Origin of the sequence: Tatumella sp. JGM91 (assembly GCF_018257575.1) — a bacterium.
Lineage (GTDB): Bacteria > Pseudomonadota > Gammaproteobacteria > Enterobacterales > Enterobacteriaceae > Tatumella > Tatumella punctata.
Map to the genome: position 1 here is coordinate 1 of NZ_JAERJP010000040.1, position 17557 is coordinate 17557.

Annotated in this window: 13 protein-coding genes, 1 tRNA gene and 4 pseudogenes; 8 read left to right on the forward strand and 10 right to left on the reverse strand. The window is 50.9% G+C overall.

What is annotated here, in order from left to right:
* Positions 1–155 precede the first annotated feature (155 nt).
* Positions 156–293 (forward strand): annotated as a pseudogene (locus JK198_RS16475) (molybdopterin-guanine dinucleotide biosynthesis protein MobC); the annotation flags it as partial.
* Here JK198_RS16475 and JK198_RS16480 read toward each other — a convergent pair.
* Both JK198_RS16480 and JK198_RS16485 read right to left on the reverse strand, forming a co-directional pair.
* Positions 290–604: a CcdB family protein gene (locus JK198_RS16480; RefSeq protein ID WP_212711044.1), complete on the reverse strand. Its 315-nt coding sequence runs from the start codon at positions 602–604 to the stop codon at positions 290–292. The pseudogene JK198_RS16475 and the gene JK198_RS16480 overlap by 4 nt on opposite strands.
* Positions 605–606: 2 nt before the next feature.
* A complete protein-coding gene (locus JK198_RS16485; RefSeq protein WP_212711043.1) occupies positions 607–843 on the reverse strand; it encodes a type II toxin-antitoxin system CcdA family antitoxin in 237 nt (78 codons plus the stop codon).
* A 143-nt stretch (positions 844–986) separates the two neighbouring features.
* On the opposite strand from JK198_RS16485, the pseudogene JK198_RS16895 reads away from it, so the two are divergent.
* A pseudogene (locus tag JK198_RS16895) lies at positions 987–1419 on the forward strand (IS3 family transposase); the annotation flags it as partial.
* Here JK198_RS16895 and JK198_RS16490 read toward each other — a convergent pair.
* The 5 genes from JK198_RS16490 to JK198_RS16510 all read right to left on the reverse strand — a co-directional run bounded on the left by JK198_RS16490 (position 1352) and on the right by JK198_RS16510 (position 6437).
* A complete protein-coding gene (locus JK198_RS16490) occupies positions 1352–1525 on the reverse strand; it encodes a hypothetical protein (RefSeq protein ID WP_212711042.1) in 174 nt (57 codons plus the stop codon). The pseudogene JK198_RS16895 and the gene JK198_RS16490 overlap by 68 nt on opposite strands.
* Positions 1526–1765: 240 nt before the next feature.
* Positions 1766–1841 (reverse strand) — tRNA-Asn (locus JK198_RS16495).
* 216 nt (positions 1842–2057) lie between these two features.
* The gene (locus JK198_RS16500; RefSeq protein ID WP_212711041.1) at positions 2058–3449 is read right to left on the reverse strand and encodes an NAD-dependent succinate-semialdehyde dehydrogenase; all 1392 of its coding nucleotides are present in this window, start codon (positions 3447–3449) and stop codon (positions 2058–2060) included.
* 365 nt (positions 3450–3814) lie between these two features.
* A complete protein-coding gene (locus tag JK198_RS16505; RefSeq protein ID WP_212711040.1) occupies positions 3815–4909 on the reverse strand; it encodes a YncE family protein in 1095 nt (364 codons plus the stop codon).
* Positions 4910–5546: 637 nt separating this feature from the next.
* A complete protein-coding gene (locus JK198_RS16510; protein WP_212711039.1) occupies positions 5547–6437 on the reverse strand; it encodes a LysR family transcriptional regulator in 891 nt (296 codons plus the stop codon).
* A gap of 110 nt (positions 6438–6547) precedes the next feature.
* Between JK198_RS16510 and JK198_RS16515 the strand changes: the two genes are divergently transcribed.
* Complete coding sequence (locus tag JK198_RS16515) at positions 6548–7447, forward strand: DMT family transporter (RefSeq protein WP_212711038.1); 900 nt, start codon at positions 6548–6550, stop codon at positions 7445–7447.
* Between the two features lie 90 nt (positions 7448–7537).
* Here the strand turns inward: JK198_RS16515 and JK198_RS16520 are convergent, their stop codons facing one another.
* The 3 genes and pseudogenes from JK198_RS16520 to JK198_RS16530 all read right to left on the reverse strand — a co-directional run.
* Positions 7538–9403 carry a sulfatase-like hydrolase/transferase gene (locus tag JK198_RS16520; RefSeq protein WP_212711037.1) on the reverse strand — a complete coding sequence of 622 codons (1866 nt, stop codon included), beginning with the start codon at positions 9401–9403 and terminating at the stop codon, positions 7538–7540.
* A 633-nt stretch (positions 9404–10036) separates the two neighbouring features.
* Positions 10037–10939 (reverse strand): LysR family transcriptional regulator, encoded by a 903-nt coding sequence (locus JK198_RS16525; protein WP_212711036.1) that lies wholly within the window; start codon positions 10937–10939, stop codon positions 10037–10039.
* Positions 10940–11175: 236 nt separating this feature from the next.
* Positions 11176–11415 (reverse strand): annotated as a pseudogene (locus tag JK198_RS16530) (transposase); the annotation flags it as partial.
* A 368-nt stretch (positions 11416–11783) separates the two neighbouring features.
* Here JK198_RS16530 and tssB point away from each other — a divergent pair.
* The 5 genes and pseudogenes from tssB to JK198_RS16555 form a co-directional block, all read left to right on the forward strand.
* Positions 11784–12281, forward strand: coding sequence for a type VI secretion system contractile sheath small subunit (gene tssB, locus JK198_RS16535; RefSeq protein ID WP_212711034.1), 498 nt, complete (start codon positions 11784–11786; stop codon positions 12279–12281).
* Between the two features lie 34 nt (positions 12282–12315).
* Positions 12316–13863, forward strand: a complete 1548-nt coding sequence (gene tssC / locus JK198_RS16540; RefSeq protein ID WP_212715367.1) for a type VI secretion system contractile sheath large subunit — start codon at positions 12316–12318, stop codon at positions 13861–13863.
* A gap of 18 nt (positions 13864–13881) precedes the next feature.
* Positions 13882–15232, forward strand: a pseudogene (gene tssK, locus JK198_RS16545) (type VI secretion system baseplate subunit TssK).
* Positions 15229–15957, forward strand: a complete 729-nt coding sequence (gene tssL / locus JK198_RS16550; protein ID WP_212711054.1) for a type VI secretion system protein TssL, short form — start codon at positions 15229–15231, stop codon at positions 15955–15957. Before tssK ends, tssL begins: the two are co-directional and overlap by 4 nt.
* Positions 15957–17557: OmpA family protein (locus tag JK198_RS16555; protein WP_212715368.1), on the forward strand; the 1601-nt coding region annotated here is incomplete at its 3' end. The genes tssL and JK198_RS16555, both read left to right, overlap by 1 nt.

Genomic DNA, 17557 nt, shown 5'->3' on the forward strand with positions numbered 1-17557 from the left:
AAGGTGGGCCTGGTCATGTGTCATCTCTTTTTTTAGATTAGTTTACTGAAATGACACAGAATTTTGAACACTACCGGTTTACGACAGGAATAGCGACCATATCCTTTTCAATTTTTTCTCCGAGTCTGAGCCCGGCATCAAAGCCTTATTCTGAGTCGCTGATCAGGCTGTTTGACAGTATCAGGACAGGGATGAGGAACAACGTTCCCGTTCTGTTTGATGCGAAGCATCGCGAGATATTTTTCTTCCGCCCGATAGCTGAACTGGAACTGGCTGTCGGCAGCCACGACTAAATGCCGTCAATGAGAAAATCTATGGCGGCCTTTACCTGAGAGCGATACTGAGTAGCATTACAGAACGCCGCTCCCAGAGCCCGGACAGGGACACTTGCCAGCTCATGAGCCATAACAGCGTATTCTTTGCCATCCGATAGTCTAACAACGGGGATAAGGCGATCCGGGCGGTGGCCTGGCGGATATTTTTCAATAGGCAGCAACGGAATCACTATCCGGCGGTTCAGTTGTCCAATAATATCGCTTGTGACATCGAGTAGCAGTGGGTAAAGGGTGCTTTTACCGGTATTCCTATATACGGTGAACTGCATAGTTAAAATGTCCTGTATTCATCACTGAAACAGTCATGTTCATCATGAAAACCGTTTAATGCGACTATGGCCTCCCTGTTCTCTTGCTGCCATTTTTTCGCTTCATAGTAACGAAGCTCCGCATCAAGGGCGGCTGTCAGGGTCGCACTCAGGTTAATGCCTGCCTCACGCGCACGCAGCAGTAAAGTACGCTCTACCGTCATGGTCACACTCTGCGTGCTGCGTTGTTTTGCTGTCATAGTTCCTCTCCTGTAATGAATACGTGCAAACTGCACAGCCTAATGCACCTATCATAGCACCAAAAATAGGTCCTGCTACCGTTACAGTCTTTCACATTTAACAATCAGTCGTTTGTTATCAACAGCAATGACCGGTAAATGTCGCTGCTGCCCGCCAACTCAGTCTTTACCAATCGCCGTTCTATACCCGGGCAGTAAGCAACAGCAACAAATGACCTCTTCACAACGTGAAAGTGAACTGGCCGCAGAAAATGTCCGGTTAAAGCGGCAACGGGCAGAACGGGATGAGGAGCTGGTCATTCCCCCAAAAGGCCGCGACATAGTTCGCGAAGCGCCTGAAATGAAGGTTGTCTTTATTGAAAAATATCAGGCGGAGTTCAGCATCAGGGTTATGTGCCGGGTGCCGGGTGTCACCCGCAGCGGCGGTATGCCTGGCTCAGACGCCGTGACCAGGTCAGCCTGCATCAGCAGTTCCGTCTTAACTGCGATAATGCGGTTCGCAGGGTATTCAGTGCGGCAAAACACCGGTATGGTGTGCTGCGTCTTGCAGCCGAACTGCCGGAATACAACGTAAAACCATCGCTTCCGGCCTCATCACTGCATTGTTGTGCAGCAGAAAGTGAAACAACAGGAAGATATCTATGGAAACGATTTTTTGCTTGCCGTCGAAGCGGTAAGCCATCAGTCAGCTTATATTCCTTACCGAGGGGCCTGGCGTTTTTACTTTAGTATCAGTAAGTGGCATAACGGCATCCTTCGACTGTTGGTAAAAACGCAATCGCACTGCCATTACCACCAATTTACCTGCAAAAGGTATAGCTTCGGGGATTTTTAGTGGGCGAGTGCATATCCGCGGGAAGGGGATAACCAATTGATAAAAAGCAAAAAACCAGATATCCGAAGACATCTGGTTTCTTTAATATGGCTCCTCTGACTGGACTCGAACCAGTGACATACGGATTAACAGTCCGCCGTTCTACCGACTGAACTACAGAGGAATTGTCGTGAAGACGGGCGCATAGTAACGGCGGGCACCCGGCTTGTCAAAGCGGTTTTATCTGCCGCAGGATTGTTTGATGATAAAAGAAACAATCTGCGCTGTATTGCCGGAAAAAGCAGCGATATTCTGTCTGTTCCGGCAATTGGCGGCAAAAACCCCGGCAGCGGGGACGTTTCTGCCGGGGCTACAGATGGATATCTGCGCGCAGTCGCTGTCAGAACGGTGCATCAATATCAACGATATCAATCAGTTTATGGTTAACAAACTCTTTCAGACCCAGCCCCAGCAGTTCGCGGCCATAACCGGAACGTTTTACTCCGCCAAAAGGCAGGTCTGCTTTCACCATTGTAGGGTGGTTAATATAGACCATTCCGGTAGTGATTTTTTTCGCCAGCTGATAACCGTATTGAGGATCAGCGGTAAATACTGAGCCACCCAGCCCGAAATGAGAATCATTGGCTATTCTGACCGCATCTTCGTCATCTCTGGCTTTAATTATCATCGACACCGGACCAAAAAATTCTTCATAATACGCCGGATTATCCGGAGTTACGTTTGTCAGAATGGTTGGCTGAACAAAAGCGCCCTGTGCCGGAACTTTATCGCCGACTTCGGTGGCGATGGCACCATGTTCCACCGCTTTCGCTATCTGCTGCTTCAGGTTATCTGCAGCACGCTGAGAAGACAGGGGAGCCAGCCGGGTTGTATTGTCCATCGGATCACCGGCTTTCAGGGCGGCAACCCCGGCAGTGTATTTTTCAAGGAAAGCATCGTAAATTTTTTCATGGATAATCATACGCTTCGATGACACACAGACCTGGCCTGCGTTCCAGTGGCGACCGAATACCGCCCATTCAACCGTTTTATCTAATTCAGCGTCGGCCAGTACCACAAAAGCATCAGCACCGCCCAGTTCGAGGGTGGATTTTTTCAGGTATTTAGCGGCCGTCTGCGCCACGCTGGCACCTGCCGCTTCGGAGCCGGTTAAGGCAACACCATGTACCCGCGGATCTTTCAAGACATATTCTATTTTACTGTGTGGCAGAAACAGATTAGTGAAGCCGCCGGCCGGTAAACCAGCATCCAGCATCAGTTTTTCAAAAGCTTCTGCACACTGGGGAACGTTAGAAGCATGTTTCAGTAACAGGGTATTCCCTGCAGCCAGTTGAGGTGCAAGGATACGGGCAATCTGATAGAACGGGAAATTCCAGGGCTCGACGGCCAGCAGTACTCCTAAAGGCTCATGGACCAGAACGGCCTGTCCCTCGGCGGGGTCAGCGACCGGCAGGGGCTGGTCCTTCAGTAATTGTTCAGCGTTTTTTACATAATATTCAAAAATGCTGGCCGATAATTCGACTTCTGCACGTGCTTCACCAATAATCTTACCCATCTCAAGGGTAATGATTTCTGCAAAAAACTGTGTTTTTTCCCGCAGGATGTCGGCGGCTTTCTGTAAAATGACTGTACGCTGCGCGATAGCCAACTGACGCCATTCGGCAAAGGTCTGGTCTGCGCGACTGATCGCCGCTGAGATTTCACTGTCCGTTGCATCATTAAACTGCTTAACAGTTTCACCGGTGTAAGGATTAATCGTTGAGAATGCCATAACAGGTACCTTCTTTTTATCAGACTATTGCGACAGGTGTTGCCAGCATGTAATCATTATCTGCAGATGCTGACGCCAATACAGAGGTTATAGATAAAAATTTATTATCATTCCAGCCGGTAATAACTATCAGTGTTATAGGTCACATTTCTGCTACTTTTTGATAAACGAATTGTATAGTTTGTCAGGATATAACAAGAAAACTTTGTATTAATTGTTAGCGTCGGATGTGAAATAAAAAATGTGGCAGCTATCAGGATAGGGTTAAACAGGTTTTTAGCCGGTTTATTTGGTGGTGAGGATAAAAAATATTTATCGTATTATGGCCGGAGAAACGGGTTCACCGGCCATTATTACTCTGCGGGCTACTGCAGGCTGATACGCACCACACTGTCGGGACCCGTCGTCGAAGTATCTTTGTTGAAATCCTGTTTCACTGTCACATACAGGCTCTGACCATCCGGCGATATCAGCAGACTGTTTGGATGACTGTCAAATGACCAGCTGTGTTTCAGCACGTAACTGGTTGCATCCAGTTGCAGAACTTTTTTCGACTGACGCTGGCTGATATAGATCTCGTTACGTACCGGATTGAATTTAATACCCAGAGCATCGCCGTCAATACGTTTAATTACCTTACCGCTGTGTTCGTCAAACACCAGGGTGGTTTTACCCTGAGAATCATCCGTTACAAACAACCGGCCGGTGGCAGGGTCTTCAGCCATATTCAGGAACAGATATTTTTTACCATCTCCCGGTGTCAGACGCCGTTCAATTTTATAACTCCGGGGATTAATCACCAGTATTTCACTGCTGCCGTTAGCCGCATAAATACGATCAGTCAGTGGTGAATAAATAATACCGGTCACCCATTTACCGGCGTTATTAATACGGGTTTTCAGGCGAAATGTTTTGGTATCTATGACAGAAATAAAGCCGGGGTCTGCTACTGCTCCGACATACAATTCATTGCCATGCCACAGGATTTCGCGGGCACCGATGTTATAGCCTTCTTTGTTTTTACCGCCAAGGACCAGGCGTTGCAGCACTTTACCACTGTGCGCATCCACTTTAGAAATACTACCGTCCAGGGTATTGGTGGTGTAAAAAACATCGCCCTTCTTATCACTCGCCATTCCGAAGTTTTTCAGGTCCGTGTGGGTTTCACCCAGAGTCTTTAGTGTGCGCGGGTCGAGACGGTACAGTATACCGCCATTCACATTTTTAAAACTCTGTGCGCTGGCAACATACAGCACACCGGCCGACGGGGAATTTGCCATTTCGTATAACCCGTCACCTAACTGTCTCTGAATGAGTGTGCTGTCTGCGGGGGGAGTGACAGTGTGTGTTACGGGCACTGCTGAGGTCTTTTCGGCAGGAGCCTGGCAAGCCGTCAGGCTAAAGGTGGTAACAATAGCAGCAGCGAGTAAGGTTTTACGCGGGCTGAATAGCAATCTCATGCTTAACTCCGGGGAAGTAACGGACCCGTTATCGGGCGGAATCCTTATTAAATTGTAATGATAATCATACGCATTACAATTTAATAAGTAAATGTGACTCCCTGACCCGGGAGAAGGTTACGCTGTCCATTGGCAGTGATTACCCAAAAGATACCGGCAGTTATATTTATCGTTTATGTTCGGGTAGCCTGAGACCGGTGATTTACTTCCCTTTTGTCAGGGAATAAAGGTGTCTTTCAGTAAACCTGTCGCTGCAGGGAAGTGCCGTTTGTCCGGCGGGCGTAATATTTTTCACTTATCCTTACTGGCACTGACCGTGCAGGTAAGGATTTTTACCTGTTACAGCTGTACACTGTACGATACGGGCTGCTGGCTGTGACTATTCCGGCAAAACAGTGATGGCAGAAAATCAGCCCGGCACGCTTCCGCAACTGGTAGTTACGGCAGACTACGGTCACTCTCTCGGGTCAGCCTGTTTTTTCGTTATCAGTTAACCCGCCAGATGTCGGGACAGGCGAACATCAATAATCTGTTTACTCGCCGTTATTATACTTATCTGAATAATCATCTGTATGGTGCACTACGCAATTTCAGTCTGTCTTACCAGCCCTTGCCTCCCGAATCCGGGGATAACCCGTCACTTAAGGGAAAATATCTCCGGTGTATGCTGTTGCAGAAACTCGATAAATTTCCCGGTTGCCCGTGACAGGGTCGGACTGTCGCGGAATGCCAGCCCGATATCGCGGCTGGTCCGGGGAATAGTTTCTGTGGTCCTAATCCGGTAAGGGATATTTTGCAGGATCAGCCTTGGTAACAGACTGATGCCCAGTCCTTTTTCCACCATAGCCATCACTGCATAATCGTCCCATAATGTATAACGTACCCGCAGTTTAAGATCATACTGACCGAAAATATGGGTAATCTCATTATTATTCCCTTTTTCCAGTAACAGAAACGGGTAGTCACAAATCCGCGCCAGCGGAACGGCACCGTTTTCGCACAGCGGGTGATTCTCCGGGAGGACCAGTAAATAATCATCCCGTTGTAAAAAAAGGGTTTTTAACGGATTTCTGGCCGGTAGCCGGATAAACCCGCAATCGACAGTTCCTTCGCTGATCCGGGTCTCTGTTTCGTTATAGTCTCCCGGGATTAATTCAAAATCGATACCGGGAAAGTGCAGTTGAAAAGTACGCAGAACCTCAGGTAACCAGTGAATAGCAACACTGGAGAACGTGCCAATTCTGACGGTGCCCGACTCCAGTCCGTTCAGGGCATCCACTTCATTCTGCAAAGTACGGTAACTCTCACACAAACTACGGGCAAAGGGCAACAGATGCCGTCCGTCTGCGGTCAGCGTTACTCCGCTTCGGCTGCGTTCGAATAATGTCAGGTTCCACTCTTTTTCGAGATCATTAATCATCCGGCTGATACCTGACTGGGAGTAATAAATTTTCTCTGCGGCACGGGTAAAACTGCCGTATTCAACCACGCTGATAAAGGCTTTGTACTTCTGAAGATTCAGGTCCATAAGAGATATCCATCTGGTTTTGTCATGAGTAGCATGCTAAAGACTCGCTTTTGTCATTTCAAGCGGCGTGCCAGAATGCGTTCATTATTCAGAGAGCGGGCGATGAAAAAATGTCTGGAAGAAACGCAGGATTATCACAAGCAGCGAGCGGGGTATTTGTATTACTCTGGAGCGGTGGTGCCATATTCACCCGGCTGGGATTAAATGATGCAACAGCGCTGACCTTACTGATTGCCCGATTTTCTGTGGCATTACTCGCCTTAGTGCTGATTTGTCTATTACGTCGGCAGTGGCTTCCGGAAAAAGGGACCCGATTACGGGTGGCAATAACAGGCGTATTATTTATTGGTGGTTATTCTGTCTGTTACTTTCAGGCCATGGCACATAACATAACCCCTGGTCTGCTGGCAGCTGTGCTGGGTATTCAGCCAATACTGACCTTGTGTTGTACCGAAAGAGGCTTCAGAGGGCGCAGGCTGGCAGGGCTAATGATTGCTCTTGGTGGGCTGTTTTTACTGGTCTGGCGTAGTCTGCTGGTCTCTGGTTTCCCGTTATCCGGAATGATATTTTCCCTGTCGGCACTGGCATGTATCACCACGGGAACAGTAATGCAAAAACAGATAGAGCAGCCTCCGGTAAGGGTACTTCCGTTACAATATGCAGCCAGCTTGCTGTTATGCTTATTGATGCTGCCGTTCAGTCCGGTGACTATATGCCTGACACCGGAGCTGATTCTGTCGGTGGTATTTCTTGGCCTGATTGTTTCTGTTGTGGCTCAGTTGTTATTTTACCGGATGCTGATTAAAGGCAGTCTGGTCAATGTGACCAGCCTGTTTTACCTGGTGCCGGTGACCACGGCACTACTGGATTATCTGTTGCTGGGGAACCGGCTGCCGTGGTCAGCAATGGCCGGAATGGTGGCTATTTTTGCCGGTATCTGGCTGGTATTCCGCTCAGCCGAACCACAACGCGACCCTGACCGGGATAGTTTGCCGGATAAATTATCCTGAAGGTAGCGACCAGCCATTGAAAGCGGCCTGCTGTGCCCGGGCCGCGGCTGAACTGCTACACTGTAATTATCCTAGTCTGTACCATGACCCTTAATCCCTGAGCAAATAAGCAGTAACTTCCGGATCCAGCGACCATTTCAGGCCTTTTAATGGCGGAATATAATGCCCGTCATCCTTAGTACCTATTTCTTTACGATAAAGACGGTTAAGTTTATCGTTCATATGGTCGACCAGAGATGAATACTGTTTATCTGCCGCCAGATTATGCATTTCCTGCGGATCACTTTGCAGGTCGTAGAGTTCGAGATCGTTATAGCGACGTAATATTTCCGGGGTTTCGGGAATATGGTGTTGTTGCAGTGAAAAGTAGCGGGTGAATTTATATTTCCCGTCAAAGATCATTCGGATCCCGCCGCGCTTTTTCAGATCTGGTGTAAAGGTATTGAAACGGTGTTTTTTCTCTTCACTGCTCAGGGTCTCATCACGAATAACCTTAAACATATTGCCAATATAAGTAGCATCTGAATACATCAGCATATCGTAACAATAAAGGATAGCATCCCGAAGATAATTGACCGGGTAACGTTCCGGGAAAAACAGCAACGGACTAATATCTGCACCTTTGCGGGATGCCAGCAGTGCATTATCCTCTGTATTCTTCCGGCCGGTTAATCCGGCGAGGGTCGGAATAATATCCAGATGACAGGTCAGGGCATGGCAGTCTTTTCCGCCGGGAAAGTCAGGATGAACAATAAACAACGGGACCCGGACCTGTTGTTTATAGGTACAGGTGCCTTTACAATTCATCTGATGAGCACCACACAGCTCGCCGTGATCAGAGGTAAAGACAATAATTGTTTTTTCGCTCAGGCCGAGAGCATCAAGCTCATTGAGTATTCTCACTAGCTGGGTATCATTATCCCGTATGCAGTTGAAATAATAGTCCTGTAACTTACGCCAGCGACGATCCACATTAGCGATAGTTCCTACCTGAATGCCGTTACATAACTGGTATTCAAGATGTGCTGGTGGCCGTCCGGCGGCGGAAAAAGACTGGAACCTGGAGTCTTCAAGTTTTGCCTGCGGCCAGCGATACCGGTACAGGGCGTTATCGGGGGGCTGTGCCGGAAAAGAGCTGTTATTACCGGTAATCAACCGGCCCTGCCATTGGTTTTTTTCTCCGGGATCATCGGTATTCAGGTACATCACATCGTGCGGGTTGACTAAATTAACCGCCAGTAACCAGGGCTGGTGGTGATCCTGTTTATCCCTGCCGTTCCCCCGTAACCAGCTGATAGCCTGGCTTGCTGTCAGTTCATCGTACAGATAGCCTCCCTGGCTGTGTCCGATAATATCTCCCACCCCGGTATAGTCATTGAATCCGTACTCCTGCATCAGGGCCGTCAGTTCGCCACGGGGAATGGAAGCGATATCCGTTGAACTGACGGATATTTTGTTACCGGGACTGGACATCTGGCTATTCAGGTGCCATTTCCCTTTATAAGCCGGGTAATAGCCCAGTTGCTGCATTATGTGCCCCAGCGTTCCCAGCGTCGGATCCAGGCTGGCGGGCATCCAGGGGAACCCCGGGTTATCAAACATACCTGTTTGTGGCATATGCAGGCCGGTGTATAACACTGACCGTGACGGAGTACAGACACTACTGCAAATATGATGATTGGTGAAGCGGACTCCGCGCTTTGCTAACCGTTCACGGCCGGGAACAGGGAAGGGATAGTGATCAAAATATTTTTCCTGGTCTGAGACAATAAACAGAATGTTATATCCTTCGGGAAGAGATTCCGGCGGCAGCGCCGGGCAAGCCGGATCGGCTCCGGGCGGTGGATTTACCGGAGTATCTGCAAAAACAGTTTTGCCGCTGAGCAAAGATACCGCCGTAATGGCAGATCCGATACGGATAAAATCTCTGCGGGATGAAGAGGTTTTATTTTTCATATTCCTGTTCCTTATATTATTTATTAAATAATCGTAATTAATACTCCTGAGATGATTGCCGTTTTAATTCAATTGTTATTTTTACAGGTACTGATGAGTTTATCCGGAAAGAACGGGCGTTTCTTTCTTTTTATTGCGGTTAATTCAGTATGGAAATACAGGTTCGTTATTATAATATGCTTTCCTGGCGTGGCTTTATCAAAAGATGAACGGTATTTATTGCCGGAGGAAGGTTATTGCGTGAATATCCTGACGCGGGTGACAAGCGAAATATCCTTTCAGGAAAGTAAGCTACAGTAATCACTGCGGTTACCGGTTACGGAGTGCCACCGTTAAGCTTTATGGCGCAGGCTGTAATTGGTAAACCCGGGCACTGATTTACCGGGTATCGAAGGTAGTGATTTCAGCTCTCACCCGATCATAACCTTCTATAAAAGATGACGCGAACATCGCCGGCCAGCGATTATCTGCCGGTATTCTCCGGCAGCGGGGGCATTATTCTGGCCGGAGGTCATATTTCTAAACGAATCCGGGGATCATATTACCTCGGATAATGTTTACCCTGCCAGGCAGCAGCTGTTTTCCAAACGATGTGCATCTCTTCCCGCCGGCAAAACGAGTCTGACGGGCAACTCAGTGTTCAAGGGAGCGCATAAACAGATCGAGTATAGCATTCGGACGATGGCCTTTACGGGTAGCTACCGCGATAGTCGTACTGAAAGATAAAGTATCCGGAGCAAGGGCTCGCATCATATTCTTCTCCAGCCACAGGTTTGCATAATGCTCTGGCAGATAACCAACAAATTTTCCGGTCAGAATCAGAAATGCAATCCCCTCCCTGTCAGTCGCCGTCGCACTGCCGTTCAGTTGCTGGTGTAATCTGATCGTCTCTGCAGTCATTCTGCAGGAAGGTACTACTGCATCCAGCGAGCTGAGCAACTCAGGCCCCGGATCGCCCTGGTAATGAAACAGCGGATGGGTATGGCCGCAGTAAAGACTGGACTTTTCCTCATACAGAGGCCGGTAATTCAGCCCCGACAGGGGAGAAATCAGGGGTAATGCACCTGTATGCAGATGCCCGTCGATCAGCCCCCTTTCTATTTCCGCGGGGGTACACATACTCAGATTAATGCGAATATTGGGCCCGTCAGCGCGGAGTTTTTGCAGTGCGTGGGTAATACGCATCATTGGCTGGGTAACCAGATTATTAATAATACCGATAGTAAATTCGCCGCGGAGTTGTTCATGCATCTGATTAACCTGCTGACGGAAAAACTCAACGGAACTCATCATATTCTCACTGAGCCGCAGGATTTCAACACCTTCGTCGGTCAGAGAAAATCCGGCCCGGCCACGCTGACATAGTCGCATTCCCAGGCGCTGTTCCAGATCACCCATATGCAGGCTGATGGCCGAACGGGTGATACCCAGCAGGCTTTCGGCGGCAGAAAAACTGCCACAGTCAGCGACAGTTTTAAAAATTCTGAGCAGTTTCAGATCAAAATCGGTGACCTGATTAAGGCTTTTCTTCTTCATACAGGTGATTTTTATATCTTAATCGGCAGTGTTAAGCATATAACTCACCTGTCAGTAAAATGCAATTAACGGAGCCAGCTAGCAGGAAAGGTATATCATTCAGCGGGCTAATAGCCCGCGCCCTTTCACCGGGGGAATGAGTACCTGATTTTCTTACGCCGCAGTTCATTGTGACATTACCCGACTGCCGATACAGTTATCATCCGGGCTGCATAGCAGAACGCCCATTCGGGGAGAATGGAATCAATGCCCCCCCGTGCAGCCCGCAGGGTCATCCGGAATACGCGTTTAATCACCAGAGCGTGAGTGATAGCAAGATCAGGGGAGTGGCAGGGCCTTCCGTGGGATAGGGGGGGCTGACTGATACCACGTTTTAATCGCTTTATCATCCAGCCAGCAAGTTATAGAGCCGCAATTGATGAGTGTTTTGTTGCTGATATACCGGTTGTTAATACTCTGAATTACTGCTTAGCCATGGGACTGTCTGCATTGTCAGGGAATCAGCACTCAGATGCTTCAACTCTGCGAATACCCGACTTATTCAACAGAGGCTGTCTCTTGCTCAAGTGTATTGATTTTAATCAACTGAAGATTAATTGTTTAATAACTAACTGCTCATTTTAACTATTTCGATATAAATATTTGCTTACTGCATTTTCCGTAGTTCAGCTTTCTGGTATCTCAGTGTAACCCGCCATTAATTTCTAGTGTAAAATTCTTAGTTATTAACTTTGTGCGAATTAAAGATCTGTATATTTGATCTTGGTTAGATCATTATTCTGCCATCGGGTGTAAATTACTTCAGTCTGAAAGTGTGCACAGCGATAAAGCGAGGGGTGATGAAATGGCTGACAGTTTCCAGAACGAAGTGCCGAAGGCACGTATTAATCTCAGGCTTGATCTGCATACGGGGGGCGCGGGTAAGAAAACTGAACTTCCTCTGAAATTACTGGTAGCGGGCGACTTCAGTCATGGCCGGCAATCGGTACCACTGTCTGAGCGCAAAAAAGTGAATCTGAACAAAAATAACTTTGACGCTGTGCTTTCTGAATATTCCCCGCAAATCAGTCTGACGGTTAAAAATACGCTTGCTGATGATGGCAGCGAAGACAGCATCAGCCTGACCTTCCGCAGCATCAACGATTTCACTCCGGAGCAGGTCTCCCGGCAAATACCTCAGCTGAAAGCCATGCTTTCCATGCGCAATTTACTTCGTGATTTAAAAGCTAACCTGCTGGACAACCAGAACTTCCGCAAAGAACTGGAAAAAATTATGCGTGATCCGGCGTTAAGTGCAGAACTCAGATCCGAACTTGCAGCTCTGGCAACCAAACAGCCATAACGGTCACGATGATCTCACCGATTAATTAAGGAAGATGCTGATGTCTGTAAACAATGAGAATGCCGCGGGTGGCGAAAGTGTGGTGACCGACGCGCCGGCGACCGGCGGGGTTTATGCGTCTCTGTTTGAAAAAATCAATCTGCACCCGGTCCCGGGGCTCAGCGCACTGGATATCTGGCAGGATGCGCAGGTAATGTCAGAAGCAACGGTGGATGAACGATTAACGGCCGGTATGCAGGTCTTTCTGGAGTGTCTGGCAACATCGGGCTCAAAGGTTGAAAAGCTCGACAAAAACCTGATTGACCATCATATCGCTGAGCTGGACGGGCGGATAAGCCGTCAGCTTGATGCGGTGATGCACCATCAAGCCTTTCAGGCGGTGGAAAGTCTGTGGCGCGGCGTGAAATCCCTTATCGACAAAACCGATTTCCGTCAGAATGTAAAAGTGGAACTGCTGGACATGTCCAAAGCAGACCTGCGTCAGGACTTTGAGGACAGCCCGGAAATCATCCACAGCGGCCTGTATAAACAGACTTATATTGATGAGTATGATACCCCGGGAGGAGAGCCGATAGCGGCGCTGATTTCCGCTTACCAGTTTGATGCATCCGCTCAGGATATCACGCTGCTGCGCAATATCTCGCAAGTGTCTGCCGCAGCACATATGCCGTTTATCGGCTCCGCAGGCCCGGCATTTTTCCTCAAAGAGTCGATGGAAGATGTCGCGGCGATCAAAGATATCGGTAACTACTTTGACCGTGCTGAATACATTAAGTGGAAATCCTTCCGCGAGACGGACGATGCCCGCTATATCGGACTGGTGATGCCACGCGTACTGGGCCGGCTGCCTTATGGTCCGGATACTGTACCGGTGCGCAGTTTCAACTACGTCGAGGAAGTGAAAGGCCCGGATCACGATAAATACCTGTGGACCCAGGCCTCGTTTGCTTTCGCGGCTAACATGGTACGCAGCTTTATCAGCAATGGCTGGTGTGTACAAATTCGTGGTCCGCAGGCTGGTGGTGCTGTCCGGGATCTGCCAATCCATCTTTATGATCTGGGTACCGGCAATCAGGTGAAGATCCCGTCAGAAGTGATGATCCCGGAAACCCGCGAGTTCGAATTTGCCAGTCTGGGGTTTATTCCGCTGTCCTACTATAAAAACAGAGACTACTCCTGCTTCTTTAGCGCCAACTCAGCCCAGAAGCCCGCTAGTTATGATACGGCTGACGCCACGGCCAACAGCCGTATCAATGCCCGGCTGCCCTATATCTTCCTGCTATCGCGTATCGCCCATTACCTGAAGCTTATTCAGCGTGAAAATATCGGTACCACCAAAGATCGCCGTCTGCTGGAGTTAGAACTTAACAGCTGGGTGCGCAGTCTGGTGACGGAAATGACCGACCCGGGTGACGAACTGCAGGCCTCTCATCCGTTACGGGATGCCAGAGTGGTGGTCGAAGATATCGAAGACAACCCCGGCTTCTTCCGCGTGAAGCTGTATGCGGTCCCTCATTTCCAGGTGGAAGGGATGGATGTCAGCCTGTCACTGGTTTCGCGGATGCCGAAAGCAAAATCGTAACACGAGGTGAAATCAGGGATGAAAATTTACCGTCCGCTGTGGAATGAAGGGGCGCTTCTGGCCCCGCAACAATTCCAGCAGCAGTCTGAATGGGATGCATTTTCGCGGGCGGGTATTGCCGCCCGCGGAAGTACCTTTCCCTGGGGTGTTGGCCGGGTTGAGCTGGATGAAGCAATGCTGGCCTCCGGGCGGATCCGGGCGCAGTCACTGCGTCTCTGGCTCCCGGATGACACGCTGATTGACACCCGGTTCAGCGATCTGCCACCGGAGCCGCGTGAAATTGAGACACCGGCGTCTGCCAGCAATGTCCCGGTGACAGTGTATGTGGCTTTACCGGTGATGCAGGCCGGGATCGTCAATGTGCAGACGGACAAGGTACCGGCAGAGCGCCCGCTGCGCTATCGGGAAGCCTGGGAGACGATCGCCGATCATTTTGGTCCGGAAGAAGAGTCGGTGGCGGTTGCCCGCTTTAATCTGACATTCCGTTTCGGACATGAAGACAATAGCGCATGGGATACCTGCGCTGTTGCCCGTCTGTTGCGGGACGGGCAGGGGGGGGTGGCGTCAGGATCCTGACTTTATCCCGCCGATGGCGCTGTTCTCAGCAAGCCGCAGTCTGTGTGAACGCCTGGCGCTGCTGAACCGCCAGCTGCGTTCCCGTCGCCAGCGGCTGATGTCTATGCGTCGTGAAAGCAACGACAGAATGGCTGATTTTGCGGTCGCGGATGTATCGCTGTTCTGGCTGCTGAATGCCCTGAATTCCCATGGCCGGGTGCTCTCTGAGTATGAACGTTTCCCTGACAGGCATCCTGAGCAGGTCTGGGCCGAACTGGCACGTCTTGCCGGCAGTATGCTGACTTTTTCCCTTGAGCACGACCCGGAGGCGATACCGGGTTACGACCACAGTACGCCGGAGCAGACCTTCCCGCCACTGTTTGACCTTATCAGTCAACTGCTGGAAGCCAGCCTGCCGTCCCGTGTGGTAGCGGTCAGAATGGAGCGTATGGATCCGCAAACATGGAAAGCAGTATTGCATGATATTCGTCTGCGCGATGAAGCAGATTTTTACCTCTCGGTGCGGGCGAATCAACCCGCGTGGCAGATTGCCGGGCGGTTCGCAGAGATGTGTATTGCCGGTGCCCCGGCGAAAGTTGGCGAGGTGTCCGGTGTGGCTGTCGAAGGAATTGGTCTTATTACCCTGAGCCGCGTGCCTGCTGCACTGCCGCTGCGTCTGGAAAACCAGTACTTCGTACTGGATATGGAAAGTCCGGCGGCCCGCGAAATGCTGGATCAGGGGGTGTGCGTATTCTACGTTCCGTCACTGCTTGGTGAACTGGAACTTGAACTGTTTGCGGTGCTGCGCTCATGAATAAGGTTATCGATATTGATGCTCTGATGGTACAGACCTGGCTCACGGTGGCGCAGCTGCGCCATGGCGGGCAGGTAACGGACGGCCCTGCGCTTTATGCGGCCTGCAAAGCACAGGTGGAAAGTGTACGTGAAGCGCTGGAGCGCGCAGGGCTGAGTACAGAAAGTATTGATCACATTACCTATGCCCAGTGCGCCCTGCTGGATGAAACCGTAATGAACCGTAAGCCAGAGGCTCAGCAGCCAGAAAACAGGGACGCGATTATATCCGCGAGCAGTGGACAGGATGCACTGAATATGACCCTGGATGCCGGACAGCGAGCCTGGCGTTCTGCACCGCTACAGGCAGTCTACTTTGGATCTCTGAGAGCGGGCGAGGCCTTATATGATCGTATCGCGGAGGTGCTGCGACAGCCCGCGCCGGAGCCTGCGGTACTGGTCTGCTACCAGCGGGTGCTGGCTCTGGGGTTTCAGGGGCAGTACAGCCTCTCCGGTGTCGGGCAATCACAGCGTGATGAGGTGATAGCAGCCCTGAATGAACGAGTGCCACCACCGAAGGCGGGCGGCTCACTGGTCGTACAGAAAACCGGTCGTCGTCGTTATACCCTGCTGCGGTCCGTCTGGTTCTGGATGGTACTGGCAGTGGTCCTGACTGGTGCTGTCTGGCTGGGCGGGTATCTGTGGCTGCAGGACTTGCTGAACCAGCAATTGCCGGAGCACCTCTGATGCGCGGCCGAACACTGCTCCGGGCTGCCCTGCCGGTATTGCTGTGCCTTGTCGCGGTGCTGTGGCTGGTCTGGGGATTTATCCCATGGCCGGTCACCGGAAAACTGGTCCTGACGCTGGTCGTTCTGCTGATTTCCGCTGTGCTTATCCGTCAGGGTTACCGTCAAAAATGCCCTGTTGTTCAGGCTGATGAAGCAGGTCACTTCCCGCCAGAAAGCCATACCGGGCCGGTAGTGCTGATCTGTGGTGATGTGGATGGTGCCATATTTGCGGGCGGCCCATGCAGGGGGACGGCACAGGGCTGGTATCTGCGGATAGCGGAACTGACCGGACTTACCTCTTTTGCAGAGTGCCTGCTGGCGCGCACTCCGGCGATGGCAGGCCAGCTCGCCGTGATGTACCGCTGTCTGCCGGACCAGCATGAGGATGAGGCGTTGTTGCGTGCGTCACTCAAAGCGCTGCGTCTGCAGATGAAGCAGTTACGGGAACTTACCGGCTATAACGTTCCGTTGGTGCTTAATGCCGAATTCAGTGGTCCGGAAACGCCGTGGATAGTGGTACGAGGCAATACGACGCTAGTGTGTCCGGATGAAGAACCAGCCATCATGCTTAGCGAATGGCAGCAGTGGTTGCAGGCAGCCGTTGTTCAGCCGTATCTGACACTGGCGAGATCACTGCTTCACTGCGTGGTGCTGGATGAACTGGGCAAAGCGGATCGTTTGTATCCGGCCGTACTGCCCTTTGCTGTCACTCTGCGTTTCGGTGCGCTATCCACCTCGCTAGCTGCGCTGTGGCCACAGTTATTGTTTCGCCGGACCTGCATAGCTCCTGCCGGTCGTGTGATTGCATATCAACCTCGCTGGCATTTTGCCGATGCTGTACTCCCTCTGCTGGCCCCCTATACCACCCCGTTGCAGGGGGGAAAAACAGGGCGTCGGGTGGTCATGATTCTGTTGTTATGCGTGCTTGGCGCCATTGTCCTTTCCGTGCGACATAACCAGTCGCTTATCCGCAGGGTCAGCACCGACCTTCAGCGCTGGCAGGCTATCCCGATGAATCATTATGTTGCGAAATCGCAGGCTCTGCATGCTCTGCAGCAGGATGCTCTGTTGCTGGAGCGCTGGCAGCGTCAGGGAGAGCCACACCGTTACGGGCTCGGTCTGTATTCAGGTAACCGCCTGTGGCTGGCGGTTCAGCAGGCGATTGATACTTATGTCCCTCCGCCGCCGCCACCGAAACCCGGGCCAAAGCCGGTACCGAAAATTGTGCGCCTCGACAGCATGTCGCTGTTCGATTCCGGCAGCTTCGATCTCAGGCCCGGCTCCACCAAACTGCTGGTTAACTCGCTGGTCGGCATCAGGGGCAAACCCGGCTGGCTGATTGTGGTGGCGGGCCATACGGATAACACCGGTAAGCCGGCACTGAACCAGACGCTGTCCCTGAAGCGTGCCGAAGCGGTGCGTGACTGGATGCGTGACACCGGGGATGTACCTGAAAGCTGTTTTGCGGTGCAGGGCTATGGCGCAAGCCGTCCGATCGCAACCAATGACACCCCGCAGGGCCGGGCGCTTAACCGCCGTGTCGAAATCAGTCTGGTACC

Bases quoted from the DNA above. Each gene is read 5' to 3' on its own strand.
- JK198_RS16480 (WP_212711044.1), bottom strand. From the start codon at position 604: ATGCAGTTCACCGTATATAGGAATACCGGTAAAAGCACCCTTTACCCA.
- JK198_RS16485 (WP_212711043.1), bottom strand. From the start codon at position 843: ATGACAGCAAAACAACGCAGCACGCAGAGTGTGACCATGACGGTAGAG.
- JK198_RS16490 (WP_212711042.1), bottom strand. From the start codon at position 1,525: ATGGCTTACCGCTTCGACGGCAAGCAAAAAATCGTTTCCATAGATATC.
- JK198_RS16500 (WP_212711041.1), bottom strand. From the start codon at position 3,449: ATGGCATTCTCAACGATTAATCCTTACACCGGTGAAACTGTTAAGCAG.
- JK198_RS16505 (WP_212711040.1), bottom strand. From the start codon at position 4,909: ATGAGATTGCTATTCAGCCCGCGTAAAACCTTACTCGCTGCTGCTATT.
- JK198_RS16510 (WP_212711039.1), bottom strand. From the start codon at position 6,437: ATGGACCTGAATCTTCAGAAGTACAAAGCCTTTATCAGCGTGGTTGAA.
- JK198_RS16515 (WP_212711038.1), top strand. From the start codon at position 6,548: ATGTCTGGAAGAAACGCAGGATTATCACAAGCAGCGAGCGGGGTATTT.
- JK198_RS16520 (WP_212711037.1), bottom strand. From the start codon at position 9,403: ATGAAAAATAAAACCTCTTCATCCCGCAGAGATTTTATCCGTATCGGA.
- JK198_RS16525 (WP_212711036.1), bottom strand. From the start codon at position 10,939: ATGAAGAAGAAAAGCCTTAATCAGGTCACCGATTTTGATCTGAAACTG.
- tssB (WP_212711034.1), top strand. From the start codon at position 11,784: ATGGCTGACAGTTTCCAGAACGAAGTGCCGAAGGCACGTATTAATCTC.
- tssC (WP_212715367.1), top strand. From the start codon at position 12,316: ATGCTGATGTCTGTAAACAATGAGAATGCCGCGGGTGGCGAAAGTGTG.
- tssL (WP_212711054.1), top strand. From the start codon at position 15,229: ATGAATAAGGTTATCGATATTGATGCTCTGATGGTACAGACCTGGCTC.